Origin of the sequence: Butyricimonas sp. (assembly GCF_019423355.1) — a bacterium.
Classification (GTDB): domain Bacteria; phylum Bacteroidota; class Bacteroidia; order Bacteroidales; family Marinifilaceae; genus Butyricimonas; species Butyricimonas faecihominis.
Map to the genome: position 1 here is coordinate 1 of NZ_JAHZBP010000011.1, position 13,396 is coordinate 13,396.

Annotated in this window: 11 protein-coding genes; 5 read left to right on the forward strand and 6 right to left on the reverse strand. The window is 43.2% G+C overall.

The window, feature by feature from the left end:
- Positions 1–223, forward strand: a 223-nt coding sequence (locus QVC79_RS14250; protein ID WP_287642502.1) for a hypothetical protein, incomplete at its 5' end; no start/stop codon positions are given.
- Between the two features lie 167 nt (positions 224–390).
- Positions 391–933 (forward strand): hypothetical protein, encoded by a 543-nt coding sequence (locus QVC79_RS14255; protein ID WP_270593285.1) that lies wholly within the window; start codon positions 391–393, stop codon positions 931–933.
- Between the two features lie 2 nt (positions 934–935).
- On the opposite strand, the gene QVC79_RS14260 is transcribed toward QVC79_RS14255, so the two are convergent.
- Positions 936–1,955, reverse strand: coding sequence for a helix-turn-helix transcriptional regulator (locus QVC79_RS14260; protein WP_270593284.1), 1,020 nt, complete (start codon positions 1,953–1,955; stop codon positions 936–938).
- 113 nt (positions 1,956–2,068) lie between these two features.
- Between QVC79_RS14260 and QVC79_RS14265 the strand changes: the two genes are divergently transcribed.
- The 3 genes from QVC79_RS14265 to ung all read left to right on the forward strand — a co-directional run bounded on the left by QVC79_RS14265 (position 2,069) and on the right by ung (position 6,154).
- The gene (locus tag QVC79_RS14265) at positions 2,069–3,649 is read left to right on the forward strand and encodes a TROVE domain-containing protein (protein ID WP_270593283.1); all 1,581 of its coding nucleotides are present in this window, start codon (positions 2,069–2,071) and stop codon (positions 3,647–3,649) included.
- 448 nt (positions 3,650–4,097) lie between these two features.
- The gene (locus QVC79_RS14270; protein WP_270593281.1) at positions 4,098–5,408 is read left to right on the forward strand and encodes an RtcB family protein; all 1,311 of its coding nucleotides are present in this window, start codon (positions 4,098–4,100) and stop codon (positions 5,406–5,408) included.
- A gap of 83 nt (positions 5,409–5,491) precedes the next feature.
- Positions 5,492–6,154 carry a uracil-DNA glycosylase gene (gene ung, locus QVC79_RS14275; RefSeq protein ID WP_124317155.1) on the forward strand — a complete coding sequence of 221 codons (663 nt, stop codon included), beginning with the start codon at positions 5,492–5,494 and terminating at the stop codon, positions 6,152–6,154.
- Positions 6,155–6,200: 46 nt separating this feature from the next.
- Here ung and QVC79_RS14280 read toward each other — a convergent pair whose 3' ends face one another.
- From QVC79_RS14280 to QVC79_RS14300, 5 genes are all read right to left on the reverse strand, one after another.
- The gene (locus tag QVC79_RS14280) at positions 6,201–6,803 is read right to left on the reverse strand and encodes a GNAT family N-acetyltransferase (RefSeq protein WP_270593252.1); all 603 of its coding nucleotides are present in this window, start codon (positions 6,801–6,803) and stop codon (positions 6,201–6,203) included.
- Positions 6,804–7,053: 250 nt separating this feature from the next.
- Complete coding sequence (locus tag QVC79_RS14285; protein ID WP_270593251.1) at positions 7,054–7,578, reverse strand: hypothetical protein; 525 nt, start codon at positions 7,576–7,578, stop codon at positions 7,054–7,056.
- Between the two features lie 10 nt (positions 7,579–7,588).
- Positions 7,589–8,230 carry a hypothetical protein gene (locus QVC79_RS14290; RefSeq protein ID WP_270593250.1) on the reverse strand — a complete coding sequence of 214 codons (642 nt, stop codon included), beginning with the start codon at positions 8,228–8,230 and terminating at the stop codon, positions 7,589–7,591.
- A 24-nt stretch (positions 8,231–8,254) separates the two neighbouring features.
- Positions 8,255–9,799 (reverse strand): RagB/SusD family nutrient uptake outer membrane protein, encoded by a 1,545-nt coding sequence (locus QVC79_RS14295; RefSeq protein ID WP_270593249.1) that lies wholly within the window; start codon positions 9,797–9,799, stop codon positions 8,255–8,257.
- A gap of 4 nt (positions 9,800–9,803) precedes the next feature.
- On the reverse strand, positions 9,804–13,301 hold the full coding sequence (locus QVC79_RS14300; protein WP_287642503.1) for a SusC/RagA family TonB-linked outer membrane protein: 3,498 nt from the start codon (positions 13,299–13,301) through the stop codon (positions 9,804–9,806).
- Between the last annotated feature and the right edge of the window lie 95 nt (positions 13,302–13,396).

Sequence of the window (13,396 nt, forward strand, 5' to 3'; positions counted from 1 at the left end):
AGAGCAAAGGACTGAAAATCCTTGTGTCCCCGGTTCGATTCCTGGTGGTACCACTGAAAATGAGAGAGTTACTGTTGTAACTCTCTTTTCTTTTATCTCAAAAAATGTCATTTTCAGCCCAATGTTTAAACCAAGAATTAAACCGAAAACCAGAATCAGCAAGAAATCCCATACATTTTGTCAACCAGAAGGTCAACCAAATGACCATAGAGTAAAAATCTAATCAAATAAATTGTTCGAATTATACTGGAAAAAATTCTTTCTTATTCTACTTTTGTGGTCGCTAAAAAAGTAACACGTAGTAAAAGTCGGACAGACATGGAGGCGACCAAGGCCTCCCGTTGATCTACCAGAAATATTTCTTATTTTTGCAACCGAACAAGAATCGTTATGAAAGCGCTATTCATCAAAATCATCCCTTACGTAACCGTGCTACTCGCCATGATAGCCTGGGGAATCGGATATGCCATTTACGGGGAAACACTAATTGATTGGTGGGAACCTCTCTCGATGGCTCTTATACTCGCTATCGCTACTCTGTTCTTGTATAAAAACTGGCAATGGTTAACTCGTTCCAATAGTAAAATATTGAATGGTATATGCCATCTATTTCATGTAAGCGCTCTCTGTTATTTCTTAATATTAGGCGGGAATTTTATATTGGCTGATCCGTCTTCTACTCGGGAAGAAAAAGTAACCGTACTCTCAAAACATATCGAAACACACAAGCAAACCCGTAGAGTCGGAAACCACCGTTATGTTCCAGCCGGGGAAAGAAAAGAATATTACCTGCAAGTAATTTTCGAAAACGGGACACGAAAAAAACTCCCGGTTTCACTCTCCACCTATAACAAGACACGTACGAACGCAACTAGGACACTAACCCTAGAAAAAGGATTCTTCGGCTATACCATTATCAAAAAAGGAATCTAAAACTATTCCTGTCGATACAAATCATTTGCCTGCTGAAACTTGGATGCCATCTGATGTACCAGAACAGGCGGTGATAACACCCGAATCCCTTCGGCAAATCCACAAATCTCCCGTCTTAGCTCTTGATTTATAACCACCTCTATCTCGAACACGATAGACCCGTCTTTTTGTCTTTCCACCACCCGTTGCGACTTATGCAGGGGTTTGGTTTCCACGTATGGAGCGTTGAGTCGATCTACCCAAAAACGAACCACCTCAGCCCTTGATCCAGTGTTTTTAGTCACCCCGACAAGATCGTCAAAAAACGTGACCGGATCAAACACCGTGTTTTCCCTGTAAGATTCCTCTTTAGCAATCTCAAGGCTATGAATACGGTCAAGGGCCAAATTTACAAGCACGGACGTTCTTTGTTTTACCCCGAACACGAACCAACGATTCCGGTACTCTTTCAGTAAATAAGGATAGAACAAAAACGAGGACGCAGATCGGGCCTTGAAAGACCGGTATTTCATCCGCAGCACTTGTTTGCTCACCACCGCGTGATAAATCATATCCAGATAATCAATCCCCTTCAGACTCTCGTTCTTCTCGAAATCAATCACCGGGATTGTTTTCTGACGGGCTGAAGTCACATGATCCTCCAAACGACTGATAATATCCCCCATATTCGAGAAATAAGAGAACCCTTTAAACTGGCGCAACACCTCCACGGCCTCCGACATCACTTTCAAATCCTGTTCCGACAAGGGTGTGTTCGTGATACTATACTCCTCGTCTTCGTATTTATAGTATTTGTTATCATATACCACGATCGGGGCATTATACCCCAATTTCTCGCTACGCATCATCTGTATATCCATCTGAATCGTGCGTCGACTGATTCCTTTCGTGATCCCCTCGTACTCGTACAAGGCATCGGAACACGCGTCAATCAAATCTTCGAGCGTCCATCTTCTATATTTGTTACGCAGGCAATTATCTATTGTTTTATAACGGATTAGGGCATTACGATTCGCTGGCATAAGAACAGGATAAAAATTATTTTTTCAAAAATATGAAAATAATTTCAGTTACGCAAAAAGCTTGCGCACCCACCTATGCATCTTTGTGGTGTAAAACAAAAAAAGATACAATTATGAAATTCAATTTTACAAACAAAGGAAAAGACACTACCGTGAATTACATGGGAGCCAAGGCTTACAAAATGACGCCGGAAATGGAACTCTATTCAACCGTAGTCACCTGCATGGTTGATGATTCATACTACGAATCAAACCCTGTCCGTGTTTGCAGGATCAAAAACCTGATCGCGAAATGCAGTCCCGAGTTTGTAGCCAGACTCGCGGCATATGCTCGCTCGGAAATGAACTTGCGTTCAGTACCGATAATACTGGTTGTTGAATTGGCAAGATTGTATTCCGGTAACGAAATTGTAAAACGTACCGTAGCAAGCGTAGTAAAACGAGCTGACGAGATCACCGAAATACTCGCCTATTACCAAATCGCCAACACACGGGAAGGAACCAAAAAGTTAAACCGATTGTCAAAACAAATACAAAAAGGATTGATCGAATCGTTCAACAGGTTTGACGAGTATCAATTCGCCAAATACAACACCGACTCGGCTGTAAGCCTGCGAGACGCTTTGTTTCTGGTTCACCCGAAAGCAAAGGATGAAGCACAACAAGCTGTATTTGACAAAATAGTATCGGGGCAACTGGCTATTCCTTACACGTGGGAAACCGAATTATCCGAACTAGGTAAACAAGCGTTCGAAAACGAGAAAGCGAAAGCCCACGCTGTTTCCGAAAAATGGGAGGAACTCGTGTCAAGCGGTCAAGTGGGTTATATGGCTCTATTACGCAACTTGCGGAATATCGTCACGAAAAGCACTGATAAAGCATTGGATATGACCTTGAATATCTTGACAAACGAATACCGGATCAAAAAAGCGAAACAGATGCCTTTCCGTTACCTGTCAGCATTCTTGGAAATAGACAAACTGGCCAAAGAAACCTCTATATTCGAAGGAGAAAAAGCGAAAATAAAGAAAGCCTTGGCAGCTTTGGAAAAAGCGCTGGTAATCAGTTGTGACAATATCCCGACCCGCAAGGGAAAAACCGTGATACTATCCGATAACTCCGGAAGTATGTACGGGGACCGGGGTGGGAAATCCCTAGTGTCAGCCATGAGCGAACGGAAAACTTCGGATATTGCCAACTTGTTTGCCGTGTTGTATTGGAACAAATGCAAAGACACTTACGTCGGACTGTTTGGTGATCGGTTAATTGATGCGAACTTGAGTCGCTCGGTAAACGTGTTCGAGAATTTCAACATCATTAACCAAGCTGCCAAGAAATGCGGCCCGGCAACGGAAAGAGGAATATTCGACTACATGGAATATTTGATAAAATCAAAAACAATTGTAGACAGAATCGTTATATTCTCTGACTGTCAAGTCGGTGACGGGTGTAACTGGTACGATCACAAAGGAAATCGGGGAGAAAACTTCAACCGCCTTTTCCAGAAATACCTGAAGATCAACCCGGACGTGAGAGTCTACACGGTTGACTTGAGAGGTTACGGGAACAGCATGACCAAAGACAACGGTAACGTAATCCTCGTCAGCGGGTGGAGCGAAAAAATATTCGATATGATATATTATATCGAACAAGGTTCCTCGGTTGTCAACGAAATAATGAAAATAGAAATATAAAAGCGTTCTTTGAAACAACAGTATAAAGCAAGTGCCGTAGACAAGAGTTACTTCGCATATAACGCCCGGGTCGCGGGTTCGAATCCCGCCACTTCCACGATCAGTAAATCACGAACAAGGGAGTGTAGCTCAGTGGGTAGAGCAGGAAACAGTCTCTTATCGCTTGTAGCCTTGCTTTTAAATTACTAAAACAGGATGTCGTAGAGAAGGGTTACTTCGACTCAGTTTAGGGGAGGAATAGTGAGGTCGTAAAATCGACGAGACTATCCGGTTCGACTCCGGCATGTCATGCCCCGTTTCCTTTCTCGCTTGTTACTCCTGTTTTTTACAAATGAAACTCACGCGGATGCCGTAAAACAGGGTTACTTCGTTAAAGTGGTCACCACGGGTTCGAATCCCGTACGATCCTTGTTTGCCCGTTGCTTCGCGTATATTAAAAACAAAAATTATGATAGAATTAAAAGGAACATATAATCAAGATTGCAAAATCTTTATCGACGAAGTGGAAACCGAGGCCATCGAGTTGGTCCGGAACATTCTGAATCAAGAAATCTCTGCCGGAGTACAAGTACGAATCATGCCGGATACCCACGTGGGTAAGGGAATCGTGATCGGATTCACCATGCCCGTGACACGAATGGTCAACCCGAACTATATTGGTGTAGACATCGGTTGTTCCGTCACCACGTTCAAATTAAACCAGCGAATCGAAGAAGAACGATTCCCTACACTGGACCACGCCATCCGGCGTTCCATCCCCATGGGAATGCATATCCGAAAGGAGAAGAACTTGGATGACTGGTGGATTATCCCCTATTTTGAAACCGTGAATAATAACCTTCATGCCTTTCAACAAAAATGGTTCCAGCGATTCGGGGAAACCAAAGATTCCATTCTAGTCGATAAAGAATATATCACCAGCTTGTGTAAGAAAATCGGTATCAAAGAAAGTACCTTCTATTGTTCCGTGGGTACACTAGGTGGTGGAAATCATTTTATCGAGCTGGGAGAATCTGCCAAGGATGGATCACATTACCTGACCATTCACTCCGGTTCTCGTCATTTCGGGTTGAAGGTGTGTAATTATCATGCCAAGAAAATGCATAAAACGACCGTTCTTCCGGAAGAGTACCATGAAGAATTCAAGTGTATCACGCGTGATACACTACCAACAAGTGATATTCCCCAGAAACTGGAAGAATTAAACAAGCGTTACCACATCGGGAAAAGGGAGTATATGCTTGAAGGAGAAGACATGTATGAATATCTTATCGATATGGTTATTGCTCAAACTTACGCGCAATTCAACCATAAAGCCATGGCAAGAGCCATATTCAAAGACTTGGGTGAAAATTACCAAGCCGTGGATACGGTTTACTCCATGCATAATTTCATCGACACGACTGACTGGATCATCCGAAAAGGAGCCATTCGGGCTTATCAAGGTGAAAAAATGGTTATTCCATTCAACATGCGTGACGGATTGTTGATTTGTGAAGGAAAAAGTAACCCGGATTGGAATTGTTCCGCCCCTCATGGAGCCGGAAGGGTGCTTGCCCGAAACAAAGCTCTGAAAACACTGGATATGGAGGAATTCACGAAAGAAATGGAAGGCATCTATTCCACCTCCGTCTGCCGACAAACCCTTGATGAATCCCCGATGGCGTATAAAGATAAAGATTTGATCATGCAGGCGATACAAAACACGGCAACGATCATCGACACGATCAAACCTATCATGAATATCAAAGCTTTGTAAAACAATAAAATTCTGAAAAAATGGAAATAAACGAATGAAAAATATGTTTACTTTTGTCTTCGTTTAGCAACCCAAACGCATCTATGAAGGTTCAAATAGAAGAAAGTTGGCAACAACGCTTGCAGGATGAATTTGACAAGCCCTATTTCGAGAAATTAGTGGCGTTTGTCAAGAGTGAATACAAGAAAGCTCATGTACTTCCTCCGGGACACCAGATATTTCATGTATTCAACGCCTGCCCCTTTGAAAAAGTAAAAATTGTCATCTTGGGACAAGATCCCTATCCTAATCCGGGCCAATATTACGGGGTATGTTTTTCCGTTCCGGATGGGGTAGCTATTCCCGGCTCTCTGGCAAATATTTTTAAAGAAATACACATGGACCTAGGGACACCCATCCCGACCTCCGGGAATCTGGACCATTGGGTAGCCCAAGGGGTATTCCCCATAAACTCGGTACTCACGGTTCGGGCGCACGAAACGGGATCTCACAGAGACAAAGGCTGGGAAATTTTTACCGATGCCGTGATCAAAAAATTAAGTGATGAACGGGAGAACTTGGTTTTCATGTTATGGGGAAGTTATGCCAAACAAAAGATGTCACTTATTGATACTCGCAAACATCTTGTGTTAACCACCGTACACCCCTCTCCCCGTTCTGCCGAGTATGGTTTCTTCGGTTGTAAACATTTCAGTAAAGCCAATGCTTTTCTACGAAGTAAGGGTATTCAAGAAATCAACTGGTAAACATGAAATTAAAAAAGCAGCATCCTTACGGATACTGCTTTTTTAATTAATTCTCTTTCATGATACTGTAATAATAGAAATCTATCACCTTCCCATTTTTCACGGCCGCCTTGTGCAACACCGCCTCCAACTGATACCCCGCTTTCTCCAATACACGCATGGATCCCGGATTGTAATCAAAAACCAAAGCGTAAAGTTTTTGGTAACCGAACGTTTCAAACGCATATCGCGTGACGGCAGCCACGACTCTAGGCATGATTCCCCGTCCCCAGTAAGGTTCTCCCAGCCAGTAACCGATTTCGGCAGTTACCCGTTCAATATCACCTTCTGAACCAAACCCGATACTTCCTACCGCTTTCCCATCCACCTCGATTGCGAATCGCATCGAAGGAGCAGGCATGGCATGAACCATACTGATATAATCAAAAGCATCTTGTTTCGTGTATGGATGCGGAAAGTGATCCATAACATTATTCCAAATCTTCTCATTATTGGCATTTTCGGCTAAAGAATCACAATCCGAAAAACGCCATTCACGCACCACGAATCCCTCACCTTCAATCCTAACACTGTGCTTTTTTTCCCGTAACATTAAGAACTCATTTCCCTGATTCATCGATCGGGGCAAATCGCTTACACCTGTTTTCATAATTGCTAGATTCCTTGGAATCTCTCCTTTATCATTTTTTGTTTTTGTATATTAAAACTACGCAAACATACGTAGTTTAATAATATCTTGTTCAGTCCCCCTCAAATAAATTTTTCGACCGTCAATCTCACAAAATAGCCAAGCCCGCACGAAGATAAATCCCGTATTCCAACAAAGAAAACAACAAAAGTCGGGCCGCATATTATGCTAACCCGACTTTCAAATCTAACAAATCGAAATTAAAAACACACTATTTCACGATAATCGTGAAACAATTATCCACGTCTTTAGAATACCCCTCGTTCGAAAATGTAAGCGAAATCACATAACGTCCCACGGGAATATCATGATGACAAGGCACATTCAACATACCATCTCCTTTCACGGTCAACACGGCTTTCAATTTTCCGGCATCTCCATCATTACTCACCACGCTTTTAATCGAAACATAAATCGGAGCCGTTCCGTCCACCCCTTCAATCGGGGTACTCGTCCACGGGATGTTATATTTATCCCGTGTATAATCCTCGCCTCCTCCTATTTCAAGCGTGGGATAAATTCCCATTTCAATGCAACTTTCAGGATCAAATCCCATATCAATATATTCCTCGTATTCCGGGTTAGGGATAATTTCCGGAACAGCATTATCCAAAACAGCCTTTACTTCCAATGAATCAATTTCATAACCGGCCTTTTCAACATTTAAGAACCCAATGGTCACATCCTGACAAGAAGTCAAGACCGCCACAAACAATATCCATATTATATTTCTCATAACCATCCAATTAAATATGTCCTAATCGATACGAGTAATTCAACGCGTGTACCACGCCATTCGTCGGTTGAATATCCGGAGAAGACATGGGAATCTTTCCCCACGAAGGCGACCAGCATCTCAAACTTACCTCTCCGGAATCCGGTACCCCGGCGTAATCGCTACCCTCCCGGTAAGCGATAAAACGATTCCCCGCCAAACAGGTAATCCAAGTTCCCCCGTCCTGCCCCGATTCATTGATCTCGAACTCTTTATTTTTATAAGCAATGTCCTCCTTTAAAATCTTTCCTTTCGTAACGTGCTTCAACAGGAATTCCCTACAAAGCGACTTCGGAATATCCGAAACCTTCGTGTACACCTTCGTCAAATCTTCATTCTCGTGTGAATCAAAAATAAAACGTTGTATGGAATAAGAAGGTATTCCCCAAAATGTGATCACCGGCATCGTGTCCACTTTTCCCTCGAACAAATCCGTCAACCCGGCATGTTCAATCATTTGTACTGTTAATTCCCAATTATAGGTATCTCCACGCATATAATCCATCATGTTACAATCATGGTAAGGTGACGATACTCCCGAATTAATCACATCCTGTTGCGTGCAAGCACTCAAAACTCCCATACAACACAATATCAATATTATAACTCTCATTATTCTAAATTTTAAAATTCTAAATTACATATACCGCAACCAGTATGAATTCTGGCGCATCAACGTATTTTTACTAAATGCGCCACTTCCAATTGCATTAAAGAAACACCCGTCTATAAAATCTTGATCGGAGGCTTTTCGGAAACCTTCTTCCAACTCCGTCCGCACGTATCCATTCCGGATCACGTCATAATACCGGTATCCCTCCATCAACAACTCTTTCTCCCGTTCCTTAAAAATTGCATAACGTAAATCCCCGCCATATTCTGAAGAAGAATAGAGTTTAGCATTTGCCCGGCGGCGAATCGTGTTCAAATCCTCTATCGCCCCAGCAACATATTCCCCTCCCAAACGAGCCCGACATTCTGCCCGCAACAGGATAATATCAGCTAAACGCCACCAAATTTTGTTTTGATTAATATTACGCCAATATTTTCCCCATCCATCATCTTTATAATAACCATATCTCCATTTATAGGGATAAGCAAAGCCATGAGTTATTTCCACGCTATCCGGATGGGCCATTTCCTCAAACTTATAAAAATAAGCGTCTTTACGCAAATCACCATCGGGAAACATCTCCTGTACAGTCGTTGTTTTAATATTAAAAGCATTCCATTCATTGTCCGAAGGCATGGCAAGATTATTAATCGGCCAGTTCTCGTAATCTTTTGCAGGATTGAATTTCAACGCTTCCCACATGCCCCCCATTTCCACCCATTGGTCCTTGTACACGGATTCGAAAATACTTTCCTTACTCCCCCCAACCATGACCTCCGTGCAAACCTCTTCCGGGGAGGAGGCCAATTGATAAATAGACGAATCGATTACCCACGAACAAGCCCGTTCCGCTCTTAGCCAAAGTTCCCGTTCGTCGTAATCTCTCTGGTCTTCCCGGGCAAAATACTTTCCCCCGGCTTTCCATGCGCATAAATGAGCTAACAAAGCATTCGCTGCACCCTTACAAGGAGTTGATTTATAGCGGGCAAACTGCCCTTTAGAATCCTTTATTTCCGAGAAATCGGGTAATGCATCCACGGCCTCCTGTGCCACTTCTATCGCGTAATCTGCAATTTCCGTCCACGGGGATTTAGCCACCGGCTCGGGTTCCACCTCATCTTTAATCAACACGCACTCCCCCCATTCTTTCAATAAATCATAATAAATAAAAGCCTTTAGAAAATACCCTTGACCAAGATACAAATTCTTCCGATCTTGATCAAGATCACTGTGTTTCGCTAAATATATCGTCCGGTTAGCCACGGAAATCACGTTATATTGCTGCCCCCAATCTCCACCCGGAATCACTTGCGGGTCCAGATTCCGTCTCAAAGAAAGAGTATATTCCACCTCATCAGCATAACTACCATTCACATAATTTGAACCATTATTATAGTGCATCATCATATAAGTCCTGATAATCGCTTGCGCCCCCCGAACAGATGCTTCCAACTCTTTCTCTGTCATGCTATTCCCGTAAGTCAAGGAATTCTTAGGTTCCATTTCTAAAAGATCCTCGCACCCGGCAAGCAACCAAATGCTTGTTATTAGAATAATAAAATATCTCATCTGCTTAAAATTTAACCGTTAAACCCAATGTAAACTTACGTGCCAAGGGATAATTTTTCCCATCATCGAATCCCGTGCGCACGTCCACGATTTCGGGATCGAGACCGGAATAATTGTGCCAAGACAAAAGATTCTCCCCGCTCACGAAGAAACGTACCTGTTCCAATTTACAAGATTTCATTAAAGATGTCGGCAACGTGTACCCGATAGACAATGTTTTTAACTTTAACCAATTCACCTTTTCCACATCCCGATCTGTAGTATTATAGTTCCCAACCCCTTGATCGGTTTGCCATTGCGTGTATCTCGCTCCCGTGTCTCCCGGCTGCTGCCAGAAATGCTGCTTATTCATATTCAGCAAAAACGGATGCAAAATTTCGTTCGGATAACTTGTCGTTAGCGAGGCATTTGCTTGTGTATTCACGATATGTCGTCCGATCTGGAAAGTAACCGACATATTCAGATCGAAATTCTTCCAGCGAACCTCGTTCACGATACCTCCCGTCACGACAGGTAAGGCACTCCCTTGGTAAATCCGATCATCTTCACTGATAATTCCATCCCCATTTACATCTATAAATTTATAATCTCCCGGCTTATAAAATGTACTTTTATCTCCATTATTCAAATAAGAACTGATTCCCGCATTATTGTAAGTAACAGGCAATTCATCCTGTTTATTCACAAAACCATCTGTCGCCAAGGCATATATCCCATTTAAAGCCTTCCCGATAATACCAATTCGGGGAATATCCTCCCCCGTGTATGACTTCTCGAATCGATTCCAATTCTTGGCCCCGTTCACTGAAATCTTCCAATACAAATTATCATTCCGGAATATCTCGTACCGGATCAACAATTCAATCCCTTCGTTAGATACCGCCGCTGCATTTCTCCATTGATAAGCAAAACCGTTATAATCCCCCGGTAATTCAATCTGCCATAACTTATCACTTGAATAACGATAGTAATAATCTAACGTCAAACCCAAGCGATAATTGAACATATCCATATCCAACCCGAAATCATACTGGTCTGTTTTCTCCCACGATAACTCCTCGTTATACAACCCGTTTCCCCACGACAAGGTACTCTCTCCCATAAACGGCTGTCCGGAATACAGCGATCCCAAAGCCAAGTAACACTCCTCGAAATGCATCCCGGAACGTCCCCAACTGGCCCTGATCTTTCCAAAACTCAACCATTCCAGATTATCCTTGATAAAACTCTCCTCGCTAAAATTCCATCCCCCGGCAATGGAAGGAAAGGTTCCCCATCTATTTTTCGCCCCGAAGGTTGAACTTCCATCCCGACGAAAACTTGCTGAAATGAAATACTTTTTCTGATAATCGTACTCCAAACGGGCAAACCACGATAGTAAGGATTTTTCTTTCATGTCTGATTCGTATGCCTGCAAGGGAATCACCTCCTTATAATCGTAAATTTCTTTTTCCGCTAACGTCGGGAAACCACTTGGTACATACTGGATCTTATCACTGGGAGAATTCCGGCCACTGCCCCCATTATATTCCTCTTGATCATATTGGTAGGAAAACCCCGCAAGCACATTAAACGTGTGGTCTTCCTTAAGTGTCTTCGTGTAGGTTAACATGGTTTCGCTCAAGGCCATCACGTTAATTCCGGTCTCCCCTATGCTTATAGAATACCCGTCCGTATCCAGATAAGACGGAGAGAAATAATGCCGCCTATGAATCGAGTAATCCGCAGCAAGAGAGGTCGATACGTTCAAACCATCCAGCACATCATACCCGATCTTTATGTTGGCCCTTCCCCTCACGGATCGATTCTTTTCTTTTATACCCTGAAGAGATTTCAACACCTCGTCCCACACCACGCTCCCTTTACCGGGAAGTAGGGTTGTCAATTCAAAAGGATCACCGGGAATAACATCCACGTTCGTACTGGTTTGAAAACCTTCCATTTGATTCTCGGAACTTCTTTTACGATTCGTCAATGAAAGATAGAAACGCAAATCCACGTTTAAACGATTTGCCGGGATGACGTTTAGGTTGGTCGTTAAATCGACACGATTAAATCCAGTTCCTTTCAACACACCTGCCTCGTTATAATATCCCAAACCGATACCATAGTTTATCCTGTCCGATCCCCCGTAGGTCTGTATATTCGCGTTCGTCACTTTCCCCGTTTCAAAGTACATTGGAAAGAAATTCGTGGCATGATTATAAAACGCATTCAAACTATCCTGAAGAATAATCCCGTCTGCCGGTTGTGAATCACTTTTGGGATAAAACCAATCCAAAAAAGATAATCGATTCTTTTCCATCTCGGATATAGAACTAGGGTATTTATATTGCCTGTTTTCCCAATCCAGATAAGCTTTAGGCATATTCCGCAATGCCTTTATCCGCCACCATCGTTCAGCCCGTCCGACCATCAGCGTCGGTAACTTAGGTAACACGCTCCACGTTTGGGAAACATTGACTGAAAAAGTAGCCTTTTGATTCGCTCGTCCTTTTTTCGTTGTCACGATAATCACGCCGTTTGCCGCACGAGACCCATAAATAGAGGCTGCCGAGGCATCTTTCAAGACCTGCACGGATTCAATCATATCGGGGTTTATCTCGGCCAACAGGTTCGTACCCGTAATCGGTGAAGTAAACGAATTCAATGGCACCCCGTCAACCACCCACAAGGGATTCGAAAACTGGCGACTCTTCTGTTCCACGTCCAAAGAATTATATCCCCGGATAGTAATAATCGTCCCACCTCCCCCGGGCGCCCCGGTAATGTTCGTCACGTCCATTCCCGCGACCCGTCCTTGTAACAGGCTGGCAATACTCCCCGACGGAATTCCCCTCAATTCATCCGCTTTAATCACCGAGATAGCCCCGGTTGCCTCCCGACGGGTTGTCGTTCCGTATGCCACCACAACCGCCTCATCCAAAGCCTGTATATCTTCTTGCATCACGATTCGAATCGTATCTCGCGTGGTTGCCGAAAAAGTCAAGCTCTGCGTCTTATAGCCCACGAAAGAGAATTCTAACGCCCCCTTGGCCAAAGGTAACGTCATAGTGAAAATTCCCTTGGAATCCGTCGCCGTTCCTAAAGTCGTTCCCGTCAATTTCACCGTCACGCCGGGCATGGCCTGTTTTTTTTCGTCAACGACTCTCCCCACGATCCGCAATCCTTTTTGAACAGAATCTTTCCCCCACATCGAAGTACGTTCTTTTATAATCACCAGATTATCATCGAAAGTAAACCCCAGTCCCAATTTTGTCAACAACTCGTCAAGAACCTGACTTAACTCTTTATCAACAACTTGAATACTCACCCTACCCCGAGCTTCCACCACCCGGTGATTGTAAAGGAAACTACAATTAGATTGTCGTTCCAACTCTTGAAACACTTTTTCCAACGACACGTTCCGAAACTCCACAGACACTTTCGCCTGTTGAGAATACACCGCTGCCTGAATCTGAAAAAGGCAACACATCATAAAAATAAATACAAATTTCATCATCAACACGCATTTTCGGACAAAAATCCAACCATCGGATCTTGTGCCGATTCGATTTTTTTTCATACTTTTATACTTTGAAAGTTACACATAGCATA